Annotated in this window: 22 protein-coding genes; 11 read left to right on the top strand and 11 right to left on the bottom strand. The window is 37.7% G+C overall.

Features of this window, described 5'->3' with window-relative positions; translation table 11 throughout:
* Positions 1-40: 40 nt before the first annotated feature.
* The 4 genes from cydC to ACTYBU_RS08860 are packed head-to-tail and all read right to left on the bottom strand — an operon-like array spanning position 41 to position 5,893.
* On the bottom strand, positions 41-1,774 hold the full coding sequence (gene cydC, locus ACTYBU_RS08875; protein WP_445488981.1) for a thiol reductant ABC exporter subunit CydC: 1,734 nt from the start codon (positions 1,772-1,774) through the stop codon (positions 41-43).
* 15 nt (positions 1,775-1,789) lie between these two features.
* Entirely contained in the window at positions 1,790-3,481 is a 1,692-nt protein-coding gene (gene cydD / locus ACTYBU_RS08870) for a thiol reductant ABC exporter subunit CydD (RefSeq protein WP_445488980.1), read from the bottom strand.
* Positions 3,481-4,497: a cytochrome d ubiquinol oxidase subunit II gene (gene cydB, locus ACTYBU_RS08865; protein ID WP_445488978.1), complete on the bottom strand. Its 1,017-nt coding sequence runs from the start codon at positions 4,495-4,497 to the stop codon at positions 3,481-3,483. Before cydB ends, cydD begins: the two co-directional genes overlap by 1 nt.
* Positions 4,490-5,893: a cytochrome ubiquinol oxidase subunit I gene (locus ACTYBU_RS08860; protein WP_445488977.1), complete on the bottom strand. Its 1,404-nt coding sequence runs from the start codon at positions 5,891-5,893 to the stop codon at positions 4,490-4,492. The genes cydB and ACTYBU_RS08860 overlap by 8 nt, the downstream gene beginning before the upstream one ends.
* Before the next feature lie 631 nt (positions 5,894-6,524).
* Between ACTYBU_RS08860 and ACTYBU_RS08855 the strand changes: the two genes are divergently transcribed.
* Complete coding sequence (locus ACTYBU_RS08855; protein ID WP_445488975.1) at positions 6,525-7,385, top strand: Cof-type HAD-IIB family hydrolase; 861 nt, start codon at positions 6,525-6,527, stop codon at positions 7,383-7,385.
* A gap of 261 nt (positions 7,386-7,646) precedes the next feature.
* Here ACTYBU_RS08855 and ACTYBU_RS08850 read toward each other — a convergent pair whose 3' ends face one another.
* From ACTYBU_RS08850 to ACTYBU_RS08840, 3 genes are all read right to left on the bottom strand, one after another.
* The gene (locus ACTYBU_RS08850) at positions 7,647-8,303 is read right to left on the bottom strand and encodes a TetR/AcrR family transcriptional regulator (RefSeq protein WP_445488973.1); all 657 of its coding nucleotides are present in this window, start codon (positions 8,301-8,303) and stop codon (positions 7,647-7,649) included.
* A 183-nt stretch (positions 8,304-8,486) separates the two neighbouring features.
* On the bottom strand, positions 8,487-9,509 hold the full coding sequence (locus ACTYBU_RS08845) for an ABC transporter permease (RefSeq protein ID WP_445488971.1): 1,023 nt from the start codon (positions 9,507-9,509) through the stop codon (positions 8,487-8,489).
* A complete protein-coding gene (locus ACTYBU_RS08840; RefSeq protein ID WP_445488969.1) occupies positions 9,499-10,233 on the bottom strand; it encodes an ABC transporter ATP-binding protein in 735 nt (244 codons plus the stop codon). Before ACTYBU_RS08840 ends, ACTYBU_RS08845 begins: the two co-directional genes overlap by 11 nt.
* 186 nt (positions 10,234-10,419) lie before the next feature.
* On the opposite strand from ACTYBU_RS08840, the gene ACTYBU_RS08835 reads away from it, so the two are divergent.
* From ACTYBU_RS08835 to ACTYBU_RS08825, 3 genes are all read left to right on the top strand, one after another.
* On the top strand, positions 10,420-10,866 hold the full coding sequence (locus ACTYBU_RS08835; protein ID WP_445488967.1) for an SRPBCC family protein: 447 nt from the start codon (positions 10,420-10,422) through the stop codon (positions 10,864-10,866).
* A gap of 175 nt (positions 10,867-11,041) precedes the next feature.
* Positions 11,042-11,947: a MerR family transcriptional regulator gene (locus ACTYBU_RS08830; protein ID WP_445488966.1), complete on the top strand. Its 906-nt coding sequence runs from the start codon at positions 11,042-11,044 to the stop codon at positions 11,945-11,947.
* A gap of 83 nt (positions 11,948-12,030) precedes the next feature.
* Entirely contained in the window at positions 12,031-13,035 is a 1,005-nt protein-coding gene (locus tag ACTYBU_RS08825) for a threonine aldolase family protein (protein WP_445488965.1), read from the top strand.
* A gap of 49 nt (positions 13,036-13,084) precedes the next feature.
* Here the strand turns inward: ACTYBU_RS08825 and bshB2 are convergent, their stop codons facing one another.
* The 3 genes from bshB2 to pdxK form a co-directional block, all read right to left on the bottom strand.
* Complete coding sequence (gene bshB2 / locus ACTYBU_RS08820; RefSeq protein WP_445488963.1) at positions 13,085-13,750, bottom strand: bacillithiol biosynthesis deacetylase BshB2; 666 nt, start codon at positions 13,748-13,750, stop codon at positions 13,085-13,087.
* Positions 13,751-13,777: 27 nt separating this feature from the next.
* Positions 13,778-14,125 carry a YojF family protein gene (locus tag ACTYBU_RS08815; RefSeq protein WP_445488961.1) on the bottom strand — a complete coding sequence of 116 codons (348 nt, stop codon included), beginning with the start codon at positions 14,123-14,125 and terminating at the stop codon, positions 13,778-13,780.
* 180 nt (positions 14,126-14,305) lie between these two features.
* A complete protein-coding gene (gene pdxK, locus ACTYBU_RS08810; RefSeq protein ID WP_445488960.1) occupies positions 14,306-15,127 on the bottom strand; it encodes a pyridoxine/pyridoxal/pyridoxamine kinase in 822 nt (273 codons plus the stop codon).
* Positions 15,128-15,440: 313 nt separating this feature from the next.
* On the opposite strand from pdxK, the gene ACTYBU_RS08805 reads away from it, so the two are divergent.
* The 3 genes from ACTYBU_RS08805 (at position 15,441) to ACTYBU_RS08795 (ending at position 17,448) form a co-directional block, all read left to right on the top strand.
* Positions 15,441-15,896 (top strand): molybdenum cofactor biosynthesis protein MoaE, encoded by a 456-nt coding sequence (locus tag ACTYBU_RS08805; RefSeq protein ID WP_445488958.1) that lies wholly within the window; start codon positions 15,441-15,443, stop codon positions 15,894-15,896.
* Between the two features lie 2 nt (positions 15,897-15,898).
* On the top strand, positions 15,899-16,132 hold the full coding sequence (moaD, locus tag ACTYBU_RS08800; RefSeq protein WP_445488956.1) for a molybdopterin converting factor subunit 1: 234 nt from the start codon (positions 15,899-15,901) through the stop codon (positions 16,130-16,132).
* Positions 16,133-16,425: 293 nt separating this feature from the next.
* Positions 16,426-17,448 carry a MoeB/ThiF family adenylyltransferase gene (locus tag ACTYBU_RS08795; RefSeq protein ID WP_445488954.1) on the top strand — a complete coding sequence of 341 codons (1,023 nt, stop codon included), beginning with the start codon at positions 16,426-16,428 and terminating at the stop codon, positions 17,446-17,448.
* A gap of 461 nt (positions 17,449-17,909) precedes the next feature.
* Here ACTYBU_RS08795 and ACTYBU_RS08790 read toward each other — a convergent pair whose 3' ends face one another.
* Complete coding sequence (locus ACTYBU_RS08790) at positions 17,910-18,233, bottom strand: general stress protein (RefSeq protein ID WP_445488952.1); 324 nt, start codon at positions 18,231-18,233, stop codon at positions 17,910-17,912.
* Between the two features lie 808 nt (positions 18,234-19,041).
* Here ACTYBU_RS08790 and ACTYBU_RS08785 point away from each other — a divergent pair.
* From ACTYBU_RS08785 to ACTYBU_RS08770, 4 genes are all read left to right on the top strand, one after another.
* On the top strand, positions 19,042-19,797 hold the full coding sequence (locus ACTYBU_RS08785) for a DUF4230 domain-containing protein (RefSeq protein WP_445488951.1): 756 nt from the start codon (positions 19,042-19,044) through the stop codon (positions 19,795-19,797).
* Between the two features lie 5 nt (positions 19,798-19,802).
* Positions 19,803-20,489, top strand: coding sequence for a uracil-DNA glycosylase (locus tag ACTYBU_RS08780; protein ID WP_445488949.1), 687 nt, complete (start codon positions 19,803-19,805; stop codon positions 20,487-20,489).
* A gap of 751 nt (positions 20,490-21,240) precedes the next feature.
* Positions 21,241-21,522, top strand: coding sequence for a YwdI family protein (locus ACTYBU_RS08775; protein WP_445488947.1), 282 nt, complete (start codon positions 21,241-21,243; stop codon positions 21,520-21,522).
* A 24-nt stretch (positions 21,523-21,546) separates the two neighbouring features.
* Positions 21,547-21,918 (top strand): DUF423 domain-containing protein, encoded by a 372-nt coding sequence (locus ACTYBU_RS08770; RefSeq protein WP_445488946.1) that lies wholly within the window; start codon positions 21,547-21,549, stop codon positions 21,916-21,918.
* Positions 21,919-22,040: the final 122 nt, after the last annotated feature.

Below are 22,040 nucleotides of genomic sequence, written 5' to 3'. Positions count from 1 at the left end.
TGATTTCTCGGCATCCCCGAGGTGGGGGTCTTACTGCCCGTTAAGAGTGGAATAAAGTGTCTGGATGATCCAGACGATATAATTGTTTGTAGCGAGGATTTGTGGCTAACAATTCCTCATGTGTTCCGCGCATCTCAATCCGGCCGCTATCCATAAAGATTATTTCGTCCATTTCTTCTACGCCAACTAAATGGTGGGTAATCCAGATAATCGATTTTCCGTCCAGACTTGCGAAAATGGTTTTTAACAGATCCTTTTCTGTACGCGGATCTAAACTTGCATTTGGTTCATCCATAATAACGATAGGGGTATTTTGCAGAAGAACTCTTGCAAGTGCCACTCTTTGTCTTTCTCCTCCAGAAAAGCGCTGTCCCGTTTCTTGCATAAATGTATCCAGGCCATCTGGCAGGTTTTCCACCAGTTTTTCCAGCTGTGCCAGTTTTATCGCTTTTGTCAGTTCTTCGGCTGATGGTTCATCGATTCCTAATGTTAAGTTATTCCGAAGCGTCGTATCAAATAAGTGTGGATTTTGATTCAGCACAGAAATAATGGAAGAGCTGTTTTCATGGAAGGAAAAAGCATCTTTATGATTAAATGTGACTTTTCCAGCTGTTGGAATCAATGCACCTTGGATTAGCTTAAGCAAGGTTGATTTTCCCGCACCGCTTCTTCCGATGATTGCTATTTTTTTTCCTTGAGGAATCGAAAGGCTCACGTCTGAAACAGATAGGTCTTTTTCATAAGAAAAGCTGGCAGATTCTACTTGTATATCAATAGTGCTTACATCTAAAACAGCTTGATTATTAGATAGTGAAGCATCCGCATCCTTTGATAATTTTTTTAATCTTTCCAATGAATCCTGGTAAGCTGGGATTTTTTCAAAAGCATCTGAAATAATTAAGAATGCTTCAAGAACAGGAAATGCCACTAATATAATTGCTGCAATTAGGGTCACGGAAATGGTTCCCGCTGCATATTGCTGGCTGGACCAAAGAGCAAGCGAAATAATAATAACAGCAGCTATACATTGAGCAGCCAGGTTTCTCCATCTTGAAAAGTTTTGCAATTTATTGCTGATTCCTGCAACAACTGCTTCTTTTTTTTCATAATCTGCAATAAATCTTTCTGTGCGGCCGCTGATTACCCAATCGCTAATGCCAAGGATGCTGTCTGTTAAGGATTGATATAAGCCATTTCGTTTCTGTTTATATACTTTTTGTTGTTTCTGGATAAACAGCAGGGAAAACAAAGGCAAAACCAATAATAATACCGCAAGATAACAGCCGATAAGCAGAGCAAATGCAACATCAAGCATTCCTATCGAAAACACCACAACCATATACAAAAAAACAGCCGAGATAGTTGGGAAAATGGTCCGTAGATAAATATATTGCAGCTGTTCGATATCTTCTGCCAATATGCCAAGCATATCTCCAATTTTAAATCGATTTTTTAAAAAGAGGGCCTGCGGCTCTAATATCCGGTAAAGCTTCACTCTCATTCGCGATAAAATCCGGAGGACGGTATCATGTCCTGCCAATCTTTCCAAATAAGCAAAAACAGCACGGCTTATGCCAAAAGTTCTAACACCAACAATTGGGATATAGACCAGCAGTATATTTTCTACCGGAATGGCTGCTTTTGAAATGAGGTAACCGGAAGTAAAAGTAAGCATGGCTGCTGTCAAAACGGTGAGAAAACTGATGCCGATGATTAAGATAATTCGCGGGACATTTCCTTTTATATAAGGAAGAATCCATTTTTCCTGTTCCATATGTGCATTCACTCCTTACGCTTTCAGCAGCCTGTAATAGGCACCTTTTTTTTCAATCAATTCTTGATGTGTTCCGATTTCGACAATCTTTCCTTTCTCTAATACAAACAGCAAATCCATCTTTTCCATCCAGTGTAGACGGTGGGTAGCGAGGAATACTAATTTATGTTGAAAAAGGGGAAGCATCGTTTCTTTCAATTCAAATTCTGTTTCAATATCTAAATGGGAAGTCGGTTCATCCAATAACATAACAGGGCGGTTGCTTAAATAAGCCCGTGCTAACGCAATCCGCTGTTCCTGTCCGCCGCTTAATGATCTGCCGCCGTCCCCTAGCCATTCATCCAACCCTTTAGGGAAAGTCGTATACAAATCATATAAACCAGTTGCTTTTAACGCATTTTCTACTTCCTGATCTGTAGCTTCCGGAGAATAAAACCGGATATTATCCCGTAAAGAAAGACTGAAAATATAAGGAGACTGAGGAATATAAGTTGTCTGCTGCCTCCAATTATTATTAGTTAAATTAGCTGCGCTTCCATTTAAGGAAATGGAACCAGCAGTATGCTTGGAAAACCCGCTTAATAGATCAATCAAGGTAGATTTCCCTGCACCGCTTTCGCCGACTATGCCAATTTTTTTGCAGCCGTTAATATGGAAAGAAAGATTCTGCAATGTTTCTTCTTCCTCTTCCTTGTGACGATATCCAACTTCCTGAAAAGTCATTTCATGAATGCTTCCATTAACTGCAGGTGATTCTTCCTTCGTTATTGGTTGATTCAAAATGGCTTGAATCGATTCACCCGCTTCTTTTCCATTTAATGTCGCGTGATAATCAGCCCCAACCATTCTGACTGGCAGAAAGTATTCTGGAGCAAGGATTAAAATAGTAAGTGCTGGCAGCAGCGTTAGATCACCGTTGATCAGCCGGACACCTAAATTTACTGCAACGGAAGCAACAGATAAAGAGGTGAAAAAATCTAATGAAAAAGAGGAAAGAAAAGCTACTCTTAACGTCTTCATTGTCGCAGAACGATACTGTTCGCTGACTTTTTCAATGTTTTCACTGTGCTTTCTGCTTTTTCCAAGAAATTTAAGTGTTTCCAATCCTCTTAATGAATCTAAAAAGTGATTGGATAAAATTCGATAGGTAGCCCACTGGCGGTTCATTTGTCCTTTTGCCGCTAATCCAACTAAAATTAGAAAACCAATTAAAATAGGCATGGTAATCGTTAAAATGATGCCGGAAATCCAGTCCATCCAATAAACATAAAGAAGCAGCATAGGCGGAATAACGGCTGTTGCCGTCATCCTTGGAAGAAACAGCTCCAAATAGTTTTTAAATTGGGAGATTCCTTCTAAAACAAGAGTGGCAATGGTGCCGCTTCCTTGTTTTTTTGTAAACTTAGGCCCAAGCTGGAATAATTTTGTTACAAGTAGAAATCGCAATTCTTTGCTTGTTTTTTCCGCAAATTGTGATGAAATCTTCTGCTGACCTAAATGAAGAAAATGACGGGCGATATATGCGCACAAAAACAATATGATTTGCTCATATTGTTTTTGAAACGGTTCTCCCTTATATAAAGCAACGATTACTTCTGCAAGCCATTTCGCCTGCAGAATAATAGCTGCACCTTGTGAAATCGATAAAAATGTCAATAAAACGAGAATCGGCTTGATCCCTTTGAATTTAAGCAAATCTTGTTTCATTAGTATTCAAGATGAGACTTCTCAGTAACTCTTTTGCGGAAAACAATATAGCTCCATATTTGATACCCTAAAACAAAAGGCAATAAGGTAAGAGCCACTATTGTCATTACTTTTAAAGAATAGTTACCAGAAGCTGCATTTGTAATGGTTAAGCTGAAAGCATCGCTGATCGAGCTGATCATTACTCTAGGGAATAAGCCGATAAATATTGCTGCAAAGGAAAGAATAATGACGCCGCCTGTCATGCCAAATGCCCATCCATCTCTTTTTCTTGAAATAAAGAAGCCGATCAGCACGAAGACGATGACACCCAATCCAAATATAGCAGATAATATTTCTCCTCGAGCATCAAAGATATCAGACTTGATATACGTTAAAACGGTAAATGCCAACAATAGTATGCCTAATAAAGGCAATAGTTTTTGCGCTGTATTTCGAGCGCGGTTTTGAAGATCGCCAACCGTACGAAGGGTTGTAAACATAAGACCGTGAACGAGACATAGAACCAATACAGTTAAACCGCCAACTAAAGTATAGTAGTTTACAATATCAAAAAAACCAGCTTTTAATTCCATGTTTTTATCAATCGGCAGACCCTGCATAAAGCAGGCAAATACAACACCGAATAAAAGCGGCGGCAAAAGGCTACCTAAGAAGATGCAGACATCCCAAGACTTTTTCCATAATGGGCTGTCGCCTTTTGCACGGAACTCAAATCCAGTAGCACGTATAATCAGTGCTAATAATACCACCACAAGAGGGGTATAAAATCCACTGAAAAGAGTAGCATACCAATGAGGGAAAGCTGCAAATAATGCTCCCCCAGCTGTTATGAGCCATACTTCATTCGCATCCCAGAAAGGGCCGATCGAATTAATTAAAATGCGTCTTTCTGTATCGTTTTTGGCAATGATTTGGGTAGACATGCCCACACCGAAATCAAATCCTTCTAAGAAAAAGAACCCGATGAATAAAACAGCAACTAATATAAACCAAAGAACATTTAACTCAAGCATGGAAACCCTCCTTTGCAAATGGGTCAGCGTTTACTTTATTTTCTTTTTTGTCTAGCATGTATGGTCCTTTTTTAATCACTTTTACATATAAGAAGGCCATGATAACAGCTAAAATTGCATAAATAGTAGAGAAAGTGATAACAGAGAATAATACTTGGCCGGCGCTCACACTTGGAGAAATACTGTCTTCTGTTCTCATTAACCCAAAAACAGTCCAAGGCTGTCTGCCGATTTCCGTCATGATCCATCCTGAAGTATTAGCAATAAATGGCAAGGATATACCTGCAACCATGAAACGGTAAAACCATTTATTTGGCTTTGCCGTTAATTTTTTCTTCCATCCTAAATACACACCATAAATGCCTAATAGAAACATAGCTGTTCCGGCGACTACCATGATTCTAAAGCTCCAGAAAGTTGTTTTTACTGGAGGGATGTAATTTCCTTCTCCATACTTTTGCGTATACTCTTTTTGTAATTCGTTCATTCCTTTTACGCTTCCATCAAGTGTATTGTAGGAAAGGATACTTAAAAGATAAGGGATTTTAATTTCATTTGAGTTTTGTTTTTTTTCTACATCTATGTTAGCGAAAGTAGTCCATGGTGCTGGATCTTCACTTGTATCCCAAAGACCTTCACTTGCTGCCATTTTCATTGGCTGGGTTTCGACAAGGTACTGTGCTTGTGCGTGCCCCGCAACCATTGTCAAAAAGGTTGATATTAAGGCAACTGTGATGCCAATTTGGAATGATTTTTTAAAGAATGATACTTCCTGTTTTCTTAATAATTTATAAGCACTGATGCCTGTTACCAGAAAAGCACCTGTAGCTAAAGCTCCTAATACAGTATGCGGGAATTCCACCAGCACTTGCCCGTTTGTTATAAGAGCAAAAAAGTCATTCATTTCTGCACGGCCGTTGTTTATTTGAAAGCCAACAGGATGCTGCATAAAAGAGTTGGCAACAAGGATCCAATAAGCAGAAATCATCGTACCTACAGCTGTCAGCCAAATGCAGGCTAAATGAACCTTTTTGGAAAGTCTTTCCCAACCGAAAATCCATAAACCAATAAAGGTAGATTCCATAAAAAATGCAAGCAATGCTTCAATTGCAAGAGGTGCACCAAACACATCGCCGACAAAACGAGAATAATTGGACCAGTTCATGCCAAATTGGAACTCTTGAAGAATCCCTGTAACGACTCCGATAACGAAATTAATGAGAAATAGCTTCCCCCAGAACTTCGCCATTTTTTTATATTCTTCATTGCCACTTTTTACATACATTGATTCCATAATTGCGATTAGAAACACCAATCCAATCGAAATGGGCACAAATATAAAGTGGAAAATGGTAGTTGAAGCAAATTGTAATCGTGATAGAAATACCATATCCATGTATTTCTTCCTCCTCTTCCTAAAATTTTATCTCTTCATCTAATGAGATTTTGTGAACGGTGAAGTTATTAAAAGCGAGAAATACCATTGCGTCAGCAATGTATTTATAAATAAAAGTAAAAAATGAACAGTTTAGAATAGCTTGGTTTGTGATGAGTTGCACACAGTGAAATTTGTTGAATTCAGTCGAAAAGTACTGGTAAATATGGATTTAATAAAAGATTAGGCTTTGTTTTTTTCCACCGTCTCCTTTTTTGAAATGATAGCTATATCATAATGAAAAAATATTGATTTGAGTTAAAAATCACAAAAAGTTTGAAAAATGTTCACAAATTCACATAAAATAAAAATTGGAAACAAAAGGGTGTTGCATTTTGTTAATCGCCATGATGTGCTAGTTATTTTCAGCATGTTTAGCGTTTATTGCTGTTTCAATTGTTAAGAGATAGGTTATTTTACAAAAAGCAATGAAACTTACGAATGCTGCAGCCCTGATGAGTTCTCCACCAGGAGGGAAACTGGGAATATATGCATATACTTTGATTAATAAGGTAGAAAGTTGTATGATTTTGTGAGCGGTCAATAAAAAGGGATAGAGTAGATTAAATTTAAGTATGAGGGTGTTTAAATCATGATTAAATGTATTGCAATCGATATGGATGGAACATTATTAACCTCGGCACAAGAAATAACAGAAGCGAACAGGGATGCTATTAAAAAAGCGCAAGAAAAAGGGGTAGAAGTCATTATCTCTACTGGCCGTGCTTATGAGGAAGCGGGAGATTTATTAAAGGACGCTGGAATTATTACACCGATGATTTGTGCAAATGGTGCTGAAATTCGTACAAATAAGCATGAAATAGTAGGAACCAACCCATTAGAAAAGAGTTTGGCAAAAGAAATGGCAGAAATCCTGCATCAAAACCAAGTTTATTATGAAGTATACACAGATAAAGGTACATATACATTGGATAAAAAAATGGCAAGATCATTGATTATGGACATTTTTACAGTAAGTGGGCATATAGGTAATCTTGAGGATATACAAAAAGCAGCAGAAGAACGCTTAGAAGTCATCCATGAAGTAGAAAGCTATCTGCCTTTATTTGAAGAGGATGCGTACATCATTTATAAGTTGCTTGTCTTTCATACAGAACCAACAAAGCTTGCGGAAGTTAGAAAAAAGTTGAGTGGTGTGAAAGGATTGGCTATTAGTGCATCTGGTCAAGAAAATTTAGAATTAACTGCAGTAAATGCGCAAAAAGGAGTAGCTTTAGAAAAGTTTGTGCAGTCCAAAGGGATTTCATTAAAAGATACGATGGCAATTGGAGACAACTTTAATGATCTTTCCATGTTTTTAAAGGCTGGCAGAGCTGTTGCAATGGGAAATGCAGTGGATGAAATAAAAAAACAATGTCATTTTGTAACAGGTACAAATGAAGAGAGCGGAGTAGCGCAGGCCATTAATCTAGCGCTTTCGGAAGAATCCTGAAGTTTAAGCAAATGAAAAAGGAAAACCGCTAAGAAAGTGGTTTTCCTTTCAGGCTGTCGACAAACGCTCGATTTCTTCGTTGTTCGCCTTACTCGGATGCTCATTACCCAACCACGGTAACTGCGCTCCTCCTAAGGCTTCACGCCTCGAAATACAAACGTTTTCGATCAGCCTGAAGTTTGTACAAAGAATACTTTGTCTACACTCTAAAAGGAAAACCGCTAAGAAAGTGGTTTTCCTTTTATATTTTAAGAAGAATTTCTATTCATTGTTTCTTGGCTTTAATCCATAAAGTATAAATTGAATCGTTCTTTCTATTTCTTCTTCATCATTCCATTTCGCTTCTGGAAGAATAATATAACGAGCGATAAAAAAGCCGAAGATAGAGGTGATGGCTAATCGAACAGCAGAAAAAGCAGGAATATCAATAATTTCTCCTTTTTCCTTATATACATCAACAAGTTCTTGCAGCCGGTTGAATACTTTGACCGCAATTTGTTCTTTAAAGGTTTCTCGCAAGTCATCATGAAACGGTATCTCTTGAATGAGAATTTTTAATAACGTATAGTTTTTTTGCAGAAACTCCAGTCTGTTTTTTACAATGGCACGAAGCAAATCCTCAAAGCTGTTAGGAGGAACCTTTAGCACTTTGTCAAAATCTTTGATGACTAACGGGGCAATAAAAGTACTTATCATTGGCGCCAGCAAAGCCAAGAGTAGATCTTTTTTTGTTTTATAGTGGCGGAATATCGTTCCTTCTGCCACTCCAGCCTTTTTAGCAATTTCGCTAGTAGAGGTTGCTGCGAATCCTTTTTCAGAAAACGCTTCTATAGCTGCAGTTAATATTTTTTTTTGCTTATCTGTTATCTTGTTTTCTTCTTTAAGAATTAGTTCTAAAATAGAATCTTGATCAGGCATGATGATGCTCCTTCTGGCTAACTGAATACTTTTATTATAATAGATGACAGGGAAAAAGAAAAAAGAAGTGGCCGGCATGTTGTCAGGATTTTATCCCACTCTTACTGCCCATAAAGGTCCGATAAGTGCAACTAACCATCAGTGGAGATGAGGAAAAACCCCCACTGATGGAAGTTTACTTTATTATATTTTTCGGTATTTTTTTAATGCGATGATATTAATAATAATAAAAGCGACGGAAAAACTAAAAAGAATAGAAAGTGGAACCAATATATCTTCTATGCCTTTGCCGCGTATCATGGTATTTTTTAAAGCATCTGCTGCATAGTACAATGGCGTTATAATGGAAATCCAGCTAATAGAAGAAGAAATAGTTTCTAAATTGAATAATCCAGAAAAAAACACCTGCGGCACTACAATCAACGGAATAAACTGCATCATCTGCAATTCGTTTTTAGCAAAAGAAGAAAGCAGAATACCTAGTGTCAAAGCAGCTAAAGAAAGAAGCAGATTGGTTAAAAGCACATAGACAATAGAGCCTTCATTTATCATGTTTAATACATAAACGGAATATACAACAATGATGCTGGATTGAATCATGGTAAATAAACCAAAGCCTATGACATACGATAAAACAAGCTCCCATCTTCTAACAGGACTGGATAGTAGTCTTTCTAGCGTACCTGAAGTTCTTTCTCGTAAAAAAGAAACCCCGGCTATTAAAAATACAAAGAAAAAGGAAAAGAAACCAAGAAGGACAGGGCCAAATGAATCAAATTGGCTTATAGACATGGAACCGTATAATGCTTCTACATGAAGATTTTCTCCATTGCTGGCAGTTGGCAGGAATACATTTTTTATAGTAGATAAAGTATGGGCATTTATGGTTGGATCACTGCCTTCTATCATGACCGCAGGCGTTTTATTTTCAAAAGATATATACCCGTCTATATTTTTATCCTCGATCGCCTTCTTAGCATCCTTGTTAGACTCATAAAAATGAATGGTGCTGCTGCTGTTTTGAAAGGCATCTGCTACATTTGTCGGAGCGTGTACAAGCCCAATTTTTGGTTCATACGCATCGCTGTTAAAAATAAAATGCAGTAAGGTTAAAATAAAGATAGGTGCGAGTATCATCATCGCCATTGTCCGTTTATCTCGGTAAAATTGTTTCATAATTCGGATCACGATTGCTTTAATTCTCATATGAAAGACCTCCATAATAAAGAAAAGCTTCTTCCATTGTTTCGGCATGGCATTGCTCTTTTAATGCCGCTGGTGATCCGTGAGCGATAATTTTACCATTGCGAATCATTCCTAATGTATCGCATTTTTCGGCCTCATCCATCACATGTGTCGTAACGATAATAGAGGTGCCTTTTTCTTTTAGCCTTTGAAAAGCGGTCCAAATACTTTTTCGTAAAACAGGGTCAATCCCGACTGTTGGCTCATCTAAAATTAATAAATCTGGATTATTTAATAAGGCAATGCTAATGGATAATCTCCGCTTCATTCCGCCTGAATAATTAGAAACAAGCTTGTCAAGATGATCCGACAAGTCAACTAAAGAAGCAGCCCATTCTATCCGTTCCTTTTTCTTTTTTCTTTTAAGTCCGTATAAGGCTGCGAAAAAATCTAAATTTTCCATTGCAGTCAACTCTTGGTATAAGGCATCTGCCTGCGCCATATATCCAATTCGCTCCATGACCTTTAAATCAGGCATTTGGCTGTCTAAAACCATAATGCTTCCTTGATCAGGTGTATCCAAACCGACTAATTCTTTTACAAGTGTTGTTTTTCCAGAACCGGAAGGACCTAATAATCCGTAAATTTCGCCACGACGAAGCTTCATATTTATATTATGAAGAGTAGACTGATTACCAAATGATTTGTAGACGGAATCAACAGAAATAACGAGATTAGTTGTCATACAATTCCTCCTTCTTTCAAAGTGAGTGATTACTCACTTTTTATAATAGTCCTCTTCAAGCGATTTGTAAAGTGATTAATCACTCATTAATATTCTCCTGTTAAAATTTTAACGATTTTAAAAAAATCAGTTATACTTGAACTATCGTCTAGAAAAGGACATATTTTGATATTTTGAGGTGGAAGAATGGCTGATTTTCAGGCTAATGTAATCATTGCAAAACCAGTAGAGCTTGTTTTTGCTTATATGGCTAATTTAGGGAATGCTCCAGAATATATGAGAAATGTGGAAGAAACACATAAAATTACAGAAGGTCCGATAGAAATTGGAACAAAATATCAAGAAATAAGAAAAGTACGTGGGAAAAAGGCAGTATCAGAAATTGAATACCTTTCCTTTGAGGAGAATGTCTCTTATAAGACAAGAAGCAACTCTAATGGTTTAATCGTTGATTACGAATACGAGTTTTCGGAAATAGACGAAGGCACACAAGTGCAATTCAAAGCAGTATTGCATGTAAAAGGATTTATGATGAAGTTGACAAAAAGAATGCTGGTTAATATTTTGCGAGCCGAAGATGGAGACCATTTGGAGAGAGTGAAAAAAAGTTTAGAAGAGGATGGAAGGGGATAGTAGACTCATTATAAACCAGCTGATACGAAAAGTCAGCTGGTTTATGTGCTTGGCATGTGTGCAATTTAAAGGTAGATCTTATTAATAAAACCTATAAGTTAGATCAACTAACTATTGACTTGCCTCTTACAGACAACATTACAATTTTTATACACTTGTAGAGGAGGCACGAAATATGAACATTAAAGTAGTTTCTGAACGAACTGGACTAACTAAAAAAGCGATTAAATATTATGAAGAGGTAGGTCTTATAACGGTAGAGAAAAATGCAGTGAATAATTACCGAGAATATTCACAAGAAAATATTACAACTTTAAGATTGATTTCTTCATTAAGATTGCTGCATTTTTCAATTGAAGACATAAAAATATTTTTACAAGGTGAAAAAAATATTAAAACCCTTTTAAGCGATCAGCTTGATAGTATCGAGCTAGAACTAAGTGATATTCATCGTAGAAAGTTATTAACCGAAACGCTTATTAATAGGTTAGATCAATTTGAAGATTTTGAGAATATAGCCCAAGAACTTAATCGAACGCTTGTATTAAGTGAGTCAGAGAAAAAAGAATATTTATCTGATCAGCTAAAAAGAGTTTTCCCAGGCACATTTGGATATTTTCTTTCTCAAATTTACGAACCATTTCTTAATGTTTATGTAGAAGATGAAACAACGAAAACAGCGTGGCTAAGTCTGATACAATTATTGGATGATATGGATGAGGTGCCAGAAATGGTAAAAACACAGTCATTGGACAATCAAACATTGGATAAGCACTTAAAGGCACAACAACCTAATCCGAATTTTATCGAGGAGTTGATTTCTAATGATAGTCGTGCGAAGCAACAATTAAAGGATATGCTCAGTATGCTTGTTGAGAATTTAAAAGCAACTGATCAATCAACCATTTCTAAAGAACAAGGAAATTTACCCAATTTTAAACAAGGGTCTCCTTTTCATGACTCGTTGGTTAAAATTAGTCCTAAATATGCTGAATTTACGAAAGTACAAAACACCATAATCGAAGAAATCAGTAAAGAGCAGGGAATAGAGGCCAAAGTGTTGCTTAATAACATAATATAGTTTTTATGAAGTGAAGATGGCTGTTATCTGATGGTCATCTTCTTTCGTAAAAGATTCTGTTTCTAAGAAAGGATATTTATAAGATGATATTTGATTTTCGAACGGATGCAGGAACGTTGCCAACCGAAGAAATGCGACAAGCTATGTATAATGCAATGCTAGGTGATGATTATTATGGAGAAGACCCTTCAGTTGCCCTATTGGAAAAAGATGCTGCAGAACTATTTAATAAGGAATCAGCGTTATTAACTACTAGTGCTACTTTGGCAAATCAATTAGCATTACTTGCACAACAGGAACACTATCGCTCTATTTGGTTAGAGGAGAAATCACATATTGCAACACATGCTTATGTGAAAAATGTATGGCCTGATTGTCAGCTGAATACATATAATCAATGGGGAGTGCATGCCTCTTTAAAGATTAATGAACCCTCCATCGTATGTATGGAAAATACACATAATATATATGGAGGTAAGATTATTGCTATAGAAGATATGGCGATAATCTATCAAAAGGCAAAACAAAATAATTGCAGTACGCACCTTGATGGTACGCGTCTCTTTCACGCACAGATTGAAACGGGAAAAAAAGTATCTGAATATGCTAGATTTGCTGATACCGTAACAATTTGTTTAACGAAAGGGTTATCAGCACCTGTTGGAGGATTACTTGTTGGTTCTGAACAGGTTATCAAAAGAGCGAGGGATATTAGACTGCAAATGGGTGGAGGAATGGCACAAGCAGGAATTATTGCAGCACCTGGGCATATTGCATTAATGAAAATGTGGAAAAGACTGAAAGAAGATCATGACTTAGCAAAATTTTTTGCTTTGGAAGTTAAGCGAATAGAAAATATCCATATTGATCTTAACCAGGTTCAAACAAATATTGTATTAGTCAAAATAATACATCCCGATAAGTCTATTTCAGACATTATTGTTGAGTTAAGTAAAAACGGGGTACTTGTTGAGCAGCACGGTGATCAAACTATTCGATTTGTTTTTGATCGCAGACAGACAAAAAAAAAGTGTGAAAAAGTTATCCAATGTATTAAAAAAGTGATGAAAACAAGAAAAAATGCCTGACCCCCAGCGCTTTATACGTTACCGTAATTTGGGGGCAGGGACATTGAATTTAAAACGTATACGTCCACATTTTTTCCGTATACAATCGCTCTAATATTTCTGGTACTTGGTTCGTCAACCCTTCTTGCATTGCAGCTAAAAATTCCTGTGTTTGCGAGCGGTGTGCTCCAATCGCTGCCATTTTTTTCTCTGCAAAGCTTTCTACATCGATCGTTATATCTGGTTCTCCAAGGTCTTCGATGCAGTTTCGTGAGAAGGCTATGCAATATAGCTTTGGACGTTTAGATGCTTCTATGTTTTTTAATGTTTTTACAACAGCTTCTGCTGTTGCATCATGGTCAGGATGTACAGAGTATCCTGGATAAAAAGAGATGACTAATGATGGATTTAATTCCTCAATTAGGTTTGTAAATTCATCAACCAACACATCGTCCGCTAAAAACTCAATTGTTTTGTCTCGATAGCCCAACATTCGAAGGTCATCTATTCCCATCACACGCGCTGCTTCCTGCAATTCATCCTTGCGGACAGTCGGCAAGGTTTCTCTTGTTGCGAATGGGGGATTTCCTAAGTTTCTTCCCATTTCACCAAGGGTTAAGCATGCATACGTGACAGGCGTCCCATCATGTATATATTTTGAGATTGTTCCGGAAACACCAAATGCTTCATCATCAGGGTGCGGAAAGATTACTAAAACATGTTTTTCCTTTACCATGGTCGTTTGTTCCTCCTTTCTAATTGTTTATTCAAAGGGATTTTCGCTGATTTCAAGGGCAACTGCCAACTTCCCGGTAAAATCAATTCCTGCTAGTAATAGTCGGTTGTTATCATCCACTTCATAATGGGTAATTCCTTCTGCATATACCCACCCTATTTCTGTTTTTAACCCAACTCGATACGGACCATTTCCCGTAATTTTTCCATATTCATAGGAGAGTTTTGCATTGCGTATATAAGCTCCTGAATTAAAGAAAGTTTCATCTTTATGGTTGGCGTAAGCACCATTTGTTGTTTCAAGATGAATATATACTTCTTTCCTTGCTTTTTGGTCAATCTCTTGTTGTACTCTTTCAGTTTGTACGAATTCCATTTTTCCCCTCCTCTTTTTCCGAAGAAGCTATTCAAAAAGCCCAGAAAACAGCTGTCTGTTTTCTTTTATGCTGGCTAAATCCATGTTTCATAGAATAATCAGCAGGATTGCTTCGACTTTCCGCCTTTTTAAATAGGCACTTCTAGTAATAGTATATTCGATTATCAGTAGTGTGGTTTCTTAGTTTCTGCTGCTTACTTTTTGTTTATTCCGATAGGCTCCATGCATGGTTGGTCCAACATACTCATTCAGTTTAAAACCATTGCTGATGGCAGCAGTAATAAAATCTTTTGCTGTTTGAATGGCTTCTAAAACCGTATTTTCTTTTGCTAATTCTGCTGTAATGGCAGCAGAGTATGTACATCCTGCGCCGTGTGTATAGGTAGTATCCACTAGTTCACTTTCATAAATAATAAAGTCTTTTCCATCGTATAGAAGATCGATAGCTTTTTCATGTTTTAATTTGCTGCCGCCTTTAATAAGCACATATTTAGGACCTAAAGCGTGAATTTTTACAGCAGCTTCTTTTAAATCATCAATTGTGGCAATAGGTTTGTCCGTTTTTGCCAACTGCCATGCTTCAAATAAATTAGGGGTCACAACAGTAGCTTTTGGGACTAGCAGTTCGCGCAATGCATCCGCTGTTTCTGGATGCAGGACTTCATCTTCTCCTTTGCACACCATAACAGGATCGATAACAACCTTTTTTAATTTCTTTTCTTCTATTAATTTGCTGGCAAGTTCAATGATTTCAACAGAACCTAACATGCCTGTTTTCATTGCATCAATGCCTACAGAAAGAACGGTGTCTAATTGTGATTCAACCGTTTCAATCGTTTGTGGAAAGACATTATGATGCCAGCCATTATTAGGATCCATCGTTACAATTGTCGTCAGGGCTGTCATTCCATACACACCTAATTCTTGAAATGTCTTTAAGTCGGCTTGAATACCAGCACCGCCGCTTGTATCCGAACCAGCTAATGTTAAAACTTTTTTCATCTTGCAAGCCTCCTATAGTTGTCCAAAAAATAAATAATGGAAAATGTATTCAGTGGGATATTAGATTGGATAATGATAAAATATTTTAAATTAATCATACAACTATTCAAACTTTTTTTCATCCGTAATCACTTGAAACATTCATACATCTTTATCATATAAAGAATGCTTAAACCCCCTTCATAAGAAAAATGGATAAGAATATAAATCGGATTGTTCTATTAAATAACTTAAGTTTTTAGTAGAATAGTAATATAAGTTCTGAGTAAGCAGGATACAATTCATTTTAAAAGTCTAATAAAAGGAGTAAACTATGAACGTTGAAATTACATATAACCCCATTTCTATACAAGATGCAATCGATAAAGTAGCCAGGAGAGATGTAGGTGCTATTACTACTTTTATTGGCACAGTTAGGGAATTGACACATGGTAGAAAAACGCTACACTTAATATATGAAGCATATGAGTCGATGGCTTTAAAGAAACTGCAGCAAATACGAACAGAAATAACTGAAAAGTGGAAAAATTCAGAAGTGGCAATCATCCATCGACTTGGCAGGCTGGAAATAACCGATATTGCAGTTGTTATTGCTGTGTCCACCCCGCATCGAAAAGATGCATATGAAGCAAACAGGTATGCAATTGAAAGAATAAAAGAAATAGTGCCTATTTGGAAAAAAGAGTATTGGGAAGATGGAGAAGAATGGATAGGAAATCAGCAAGGGACAATCTCTTATCCATCAGGAAAACCAAAAGAGGAGGAATAAAAATGAATAAAGTGCTTTTTTTTGCTGCATTAAAAGATGTTGTCGGAAAAGAATCTCTACAGGTGGAGGCAAGTGGAAAAACGGTAAGCGAAATAAAAGCTTTGTTGCAAAATGATTTTCCTGCATTGCCATTGGATGTCGCTATGACTGCCATAAATGAAGAATTTGCGTTGGATGACGATATAATAGCAAAAGAAGACGTCATAGCATTTATCCCTCCAGTAAGTGGGGGATAAGAAAAGCGAAAGCGCCTTGAACATCGACGAACGGACTGGAAGGACTTTGACTGAGATAAAGAAAACACGAAGAGCGTTAGCGAAACGATGTTGACTTATCGTAGGGAAAAGGCCAGAAGTACGAAAGTCGATAGGCGCTGTAGCTAGACAAAGAAAAGCGAAAGCGCCTTGAACATCGACGAACGGACTGTGGCCGATTAAGAACGCTACGTCCTGTACGTCAGAGCTAGATATTCGTCTAAGTTCAAAAGTTTTACTCGTATCTTTTAAAGAGAGGAAGAGGGGAATACAGGATGAACAATGATCGTTATTCCCGCCAAATACTTTTCCCACCTGTTGGTAAAGAAGGGCAAAAAAAACTGGCAGAAAAGCATGTATTGGTTATCGGTGCAGGCGCATTAGGATCAAGTGCAGCAGAAATGCTGACAAGAGCGGGAATTGGAAAAATAACCATTATCGATAGAGATTATATTGAATTAAGTAATTTGCAGCGGCAGACATTATACACAGAAGAAGATGTCCAAAATAAAATGCCAAAAGCAATCGCAGCTGCAAAAAGACTGCAGGCAGTAAATTCAGCATGTGATATCCAAGGTATTGTTGGTGAAGCAACGATTGATTTGATTGAAGAGATCATCTCATGCGTTGATGTTATTATCGATGCAACGGATAATTTTGAAACAAGAATGCTTATAAATGATGTAACACAAAAGTACGATAAACCTTGGATTTATGGAGCGTGTGTAGGAAGTGTCGGCATGAGCTATACAATTATCCCTGGTGTCACGCCGTGTTTGCATTGTTTATTGCAGAAAATCCCTCTTCAAGGGATGACTTGCGATACAGCTGGAATCATTGCCCCTGCTGTACAAATGGTCGTAACCCATCAAGTGACAGAAGCGATGAAGCTGTTGGTGGATGATAAGGAAGCATTAAGAGGAACCTTTTTAAGCTTTGATTTATGGAATAATCATTATCAGTCCATTAAAGTGAACCGCATAAAGAAATCGTCTTGCACTTCTTGTGGAACAGAACCAACATATCCATTTTTAGATAAAACAAACCAAACAAAAACAGCAATATTATGTGGAAGGGAAACGGTGCAGATTCGACCTTCAAAAGAAAAAAAGATATCGTTGAGCATATTGGCTGAGAGTTTGCAGAGCAGTGGATATGCCGTTAAAGCGAATCCTTTTTTATTATCGGTGCAAATGGAAAAAGCAAGAATTGTCTTATTCCAAGATGGAAGAGCGCTTGTTCATGATACAAAAGATCCTGTTTATGCAAAATCCATCTACGATAAATTGCTAGGGTAACAAGTAAAGCGGAAGCGCCTTGAACATCGACGAACGGACTGGAAGGACTTTGACTGAGATAAAGGAAACACGAAGAGCGTTAGCGAAACGATGTTGACTTATCGTAGGGAAAAGGCCAGAAGTACGAAAGTCGATAGGCGCTGTAGCTAGACAAAGGAAAAGCGGAAGCGCCTTGAACATTGACGAACGGACTGGACGATAGAACGCAGAAAAGGAAAATCGACTAAATACGCCACATCCTGTGGCTACATCGGCACTGGTGCATCCTTGTACTTCGGAGCTAGAAACTCCACTCGTCTAAGTTCAATAAACCTTATACATTCTAATTTTTCAAAAAAGCTGCTCTAAGAAAAGAATGATGAGAGCCATTCCAAACTTAGAGCAGCCTGATTTAAGATAGTATGTTAGAGAAGAAAAAGCTGATATTAAAAGCTGAGATGTAGTTATTTGATTATGGGAGTTTAGTGATGGGAACCCACAATGACTAGTTTTCCTGTATCTAGAACTTCTTCATATTGTTCGGCTTCCATCTCTGTTAAACCAACAGATTGCATTTTAGACCGCAGTTCGTCCCCTCTCTTTTTGAAAACATTGGTGATCGAATCAATAATTCCTTGTTCCTGTATATTTACCTCTGCAGTATCTGTTGCTTCCGTTAGATCGGCAGAACGATCTTTGTCATGTGCAAATATATAAATATTGTCTTTTTCATAGCCTTGATTTTCTAATGCTCTAATAACATTGCTCGCTTGAACACCGTTTTCTACTACTTCTACTTTATACATCAATTATTCCTCCTTTAAATTTAGCACAAGCTTAGAAAAAAGCTTTGCTCTTTATATATCTTATTTAACCGCTTAAAAAAAACCTAAACGCCCGTTCTTCTGGTAATATTTTCATATGTTTAAAACAACTTGTAAAACAGCTGCTTTTTTGATAGAAACAAAATAAATAGGCAAGTGTAGACAAAGTGTTATTTGCACAAACCTCAGGCTGATCGATAAGTGCAACTAACCATCAGTGGTGGGGTTCTCATCCCCCACTGATGGTTAGTTGCACTTATCGGACCTTTACGGGCAAGTTTCAACGCCTATCTTCCTCGATTTCTCGGAATCCTGAGGCGGGGGTCTTACTGCCCGTTAAGAGTGGGATAAAGTTTTTATTTCGAGGCATGAAACGGAGGGAGGAACAAAGTTAGCGTGTTTGGGTATTGAGCATCCGAGCAACGGGAACAACTAGAAAAGCGAGTGTTTGTTGTCAGCATGCGTAGAGAATCATTTCTCGCAGAATAGAAAATGCGTCGAAACAAGTAGTTTTTTGACAAATTTACATGGATGCATTATGGTTCAACTAACTATCTTAGAGAATCGTTAAAATAAAGTAAACTTCCATCAGTGGAGGTTTTTCCTCATCCCCCACTGATGGTTAGTTGCACTTATCGGACCTTTACGGGCAGTTATCCCCCACCTATCTTCCTCGATTTCTTAGCATCCCCGACGTGGGGGTCTTACTGCCCGTTAAGAATGGGATAAAAGAGAGAATACTAGATTTGGTAAATATAGTCCGTTAAATCGGCAGGAAGGAGAAAAGTGGTTGGTTAGTAGAAAAGAAAAAGAAACGATAAAAAAAGAATTAGATAGAGCAAAACAGGAACAGGCAAGTGCCTCAATAGGCATGAATAGATCAGGGGAGTTCCGTTTTCCAACATTTCGCTTAGGCAGCAAAAAGGGGCAATATAAATTAGTATTCTTCCTTGTTGTCATCATCTTTGTGTTAATGGCAGTAATTGCAGGGATTTGGAAACTTTCTTTCGCAGATAAAGCTTCTGTAAGAACCAGCAGCTATTTGGAACAAATGAAAGACTTATCATCGCTTGCAACTTCGCAAGCTTTTGTAAAGATCATTCTCGAAAAAGAGGATAACGAAATTTTTGGAAAAGAGATACAAGCTAATATTCCAGGAACAAAAAGAAAGATATTGCTAGTTGTTCCTGGTTCAGTTACGGCAGGTGTAAACTTAGAGAACATAGCTTCGGATCAACTAGAAATAAATGAAGACAAAAAGGAAATAACACTAAAGCTGCCTCATGCACAAATACTGCAAGATCCTTCTATTGATTTTGAAAAAGTAGAAACCTATTCGTTGGCCGGTATTTTCAGAGAAGATGTAGATTGGAACGAGGGATATGCTTTAGCGAATGAGGCAAAGGAAGAAATAAAAAAGGAAGCAATCAACCAGGGGATATTAACGGTTGCAGAAACAAATGCGAAAAAGACATTAAAGAGTTTTTGTGATCAATTGGGATATTCCGTACATGTTACTTTCAGCGAAAATGAAAAGGGGAATTAGAAGAAATGACAGATTTGCAAGTGCAAAATGAGTGGGCTCCTTTCCTAACAAGAGAAAAAAAGAAAGATTATTTTATAAAGCTAGATACATTTTTGCAGCAAGAATATGAACAGCATACTATTTATCCTGTTCAAAAAGATCTTTTTAATAGTTTACTATTTACTTCTTATTCAGATGTGAAAGTAGTGATCATAGGACAAGATCCCTATCATGGCCCCAACCAGGCACATGGATTAAGTTTTTCTGTTAAACCGACTGTAGCCATTCCTCCTTCTTTAAAAAACATATACAAAGAATTAAAGGATGATGTAGGCTGTCCTGTTCCAAATCATGGCTGTTTAAAAAGCTGGGCGCAACAAGGTGTACTTTTGTTAAATACTGTTTTGACAGTAAGGGAAGGTAGAGCTCACTCTCATCGGGGAAAAGGATGGGAGACTTTTACAAATGAAGTGATAAAAGAGCTTAATAGACGACAAGATCCAGTTATCTTTCTATTATGGGGGAAGCCTGCACAAGAAAAAGAGGCTTTTATTGATACAAATAAGCATAAAGTTATTGTATCCAGCCATCCTAGTCCATTATCTGCTTATCGCGGTTTTTTCGGAAGCAAGCCTTTTTCCAAAATCAATGAAATTTTATCCCAGTGGGGGAAAGAGCAGATTGAATGGTGTATAGATGATTTTTCCGATTAGGAATAATATAATAAAAACGAACAATAATAGCAGACCTATAAGCAGGCATTTGATGACAGACTAAGGGTCTTTCTTTTTTAAAAAGAAGGCTCTGTTAAACGGAAATGTTGTTTTAGGGAAGGGATGGGATGAAAATAAGCAGTCTAATTTCAGAATTACACAAGGGATTAGAGCGAAGAATAATGTTGGTTGGAGAAGCGTTCTCTCGACTCCTGCGGGAAAGCGAGGCAGGCTTCGGAAAACCAATTTACATTCATTGTTTAACAGGGCTTATTTTCAGGGTAGACATTCATGCAAACAAATTTGCACCATGAAGGATGAAAAGAAACAGATTCCAATTTTTGAAGCATGGAGCAGCCTGAATACACGAAGACTCCTGTGGGATTTGCGAGAAAGGTGAGACCCCACAGGAGCTATGCTCCGAGGAGGCTCACCGCTCGCCCCACGGAAAGCGAAGTGTATACAGGCTGCGGACTATTTAAAAGAGCGCCCATTTTCAGGGTAGACATCCATGCAAACAAATTTGCACCATAAAGGATGAAAAGAAACAGATTCCAATTTTTGAAGCATGGAGCAGCCTGAATACACGAAGACTCCTGCGGGATTAGCGGGACAGGCGAGACCCCACAGGAGCCGTGCTCCGAGGAGGATCGGCGCCAGCCCCGCGGAAAGCGAAGTGTATACAGGCTGTGGACTATTTAAAAGAGCGCCTATTTTCAGGGGAGCCTAAAGGAAAAGAAAGGAGCTGGAAATGAATATATCTGTCCAAAAATTATTAGCTAAAATGGAAGACCAATTAATAGAGGCAAAAGCAAGTGATTCAGATTCACGGATAAGAGAGCGTGTTCATGCGATTAAATCATTATGCGAACTGATTTTAGATCAAGAAGAAAAAAGGGAGGGCTTGTCTCATCAAGTGATGCAGCCAACTGCAAATATACCACAAGTCTCCTTTAGCCCAACTACACAAACGATGCAAACACAAAAATTAAATACGGAAGAAGGAAACGGCGACTCTTTGTTTGATTTTTAAGAGGAAATAGGATAGGAGGATACAATGAAAACATTTATCATAATTGGAGCTATTAATGCGTTTTTAGCTGTAGCATTAGGGGCTTTTGGCGCACATGGTTTAGAAGGGAAAATAAGTGCGAAATATTTGGAGATTTGGAAAACAGCAGTTACATATCAAATGTTTCACAGTACAGGCATTTTTATTATAGGACTACTTATGATGAAATTCCCACAGAGCGGTTTATTAAATTGGTCTGGCTGGTTGATGCTAGCAGGGATTATTTTATTTGCAGGAAGTTTATATGTGTTGGCTGTTACCCAAATTAGTGTCTTAGGAGCCATTACGCCAATTGGCGGCGTTGCTTTTTTAACAGCTTGGCTGTTATTAATAATTGCTACCGTTAAGCATTTCTAATAGGCAAGCATTTCTGGGAAGAAGAAAAAATATTTGCAGACTTTCACACAAGAAAGGCGGATCTCCGCCTTTTTTCCAAAAAAAGGGGACTGACCCGCTTTTTGGACAGTCCCATTGTGAAT

The sequence above is a fragment of the Niallia sp. 03133 genome, assembly GCF_052663225.1.
Note: the sequence above shows the minus strand (reverse complement) of the source record. Positions and strands in the feature narration are given on the sequence as shown.

Bases quoted from the DNA above. Each gene is read 5' to 3' on its own strand.
- cydC (WP_445488981.1), bottom strand. From the start codon at position 1,774: ATGGAACAGGAAAAATGGATTCTTCCTTATATAAAAGGAAATGTCCCG.
- cydD (WP_445488980.1), bottom strand. From the start codon at position 3,481: ATGAAACAAGATTTGCTTAAATTCAAAGGGATCAAGCCGATTCTCGTT.
- cydB (WP_445488978.1), bottom strand. From the start codon at position 4,497: ATGCTTGAGTTAAATGTTCTTTGGTTTATATTAGTTGCTGTTTTATTC.
- ACTYBU_RS08860 (WP_445488977.1), bottom strand. From the start codon at position 5,893: ATGGATATGGTATTTCTATCACGATTACAATTTGCTTCAACTACCATT.
- ACTYBU_RS08855 (WP_445488975.1), top strand. From the start codon at position 6,525: ATGATTAAATGTATTGCAATCGATATGGATGGAACATTATTAACCTCG.
- ACTYBU_RS08850 (WP_445488973.1), bottom strand. From the start codon at position 8,303: ATGCCTGATCAAGATTCTATTTTAGAACTAATTCTTAAAGAAGAAAAC.
- ACTYBU_RS08845 (WP_445488971.1), bottom strand. From the start codon at position 9,509: ATGAGAATTAAAGCAATCGTGATCCGAATTATGAAACAATTTTACCGA.
- ACTYBU_RS08840 (WP_445488969.1), bottom strand. From the start codon at position 10,233: ATGACAACTAATCTCGTTATTTCTGTTGATTCCGTCTACAAATCATTT.
- ACTYBU_RS08835 (WP_445488967.1), top strand. From the start codon at position 10,420: ATGGCTGATTTTCAGGCTAATGTAATCATTGCAAAACCAGTAGAGCTT.
- ACTYBU_RS08830 (WP_445488966.1), top strand. From the start codon at position 11,042: ATGAACATTAAAGTAGTTTCTGAACGAACTGGACTAACTAAAAAAGCG.
- ACTYBU_RS08825 (WP_445488965.1), top strand. From the start codon at position 12,031: ATGATATTTGATTTTCGAACGGATGCAGGAACGTTGCCAACCGAAGAA.
- bshB2 (WP_445488963.1), bottom strand. From the start codon at position 13,750: ATGGTAAAGGAAAAACATGTTTTAGTAATCTTTCCGCACCCTGATGAT.
- ACTYBU_RS08815 (WP_445488961.1), bottom strand. From the start codon at position 14,125: ATGGAATTCGTACAAACTGAAAGAGTACAACAAGAGATTGACCAAAAA.
- pdxK (WP_445488960.1), bottom strand. From the start codon at position 15,127: ATGAAAAAAGTTTTAACATTAGCTGGTTCGGATACAAGCGGCGGTGCT.
- ACTYBU_RS08805 (WP_445488958.1), top strand. From the start codon at position 15,441: ATGAACGTTGAAATTACATATAACCCCATTTCTATACAAGATGCAATC.
- moaD (WP_445488956.1), top strand. From the start codon at position 15,899: ATGAATAAAGTGCTTTTTTTTGCTGCATTAAAAGATGTTGTCGGAAAA.
- ACTYBU_RS08795 (WP_445488954.1), top strand. From the start codon at position 16,426: ATGAACAATGATCGTTATTCCCGCCAAATACTTTTCCCACCTGTTGGT.
- ACTYBU_RS08790 (WP_445488952.1), bottom strand. From the start codon at position 18,233: ATGTATAAAGTAGAAGTAGTAGAAAACGGTGTTCAAGCGAGCAATGTT.
- ACTYBU_RS08780 (WP_445488949.1), top strand. From the start codon at position 19,803: ATGACAGATTTGCAAGTGCAAAATGAGTGGGCTCCTTTCCTAACAAGA.
- ACTYBU_RS08775 (WP_445488947.1), top strand. From the start codon at position 21,241: ATGAATATATCTGTCCAAAAATTATTAGCTAAAATGGAAGACCAATTA.
- ACTYBU_RS08770 (WP_445488946.1), top strand. From the start codon at position 21,547: ATGAAAACATTTATCATAATTGGAGCTATTAATGCGTTTTTAGCTGTA.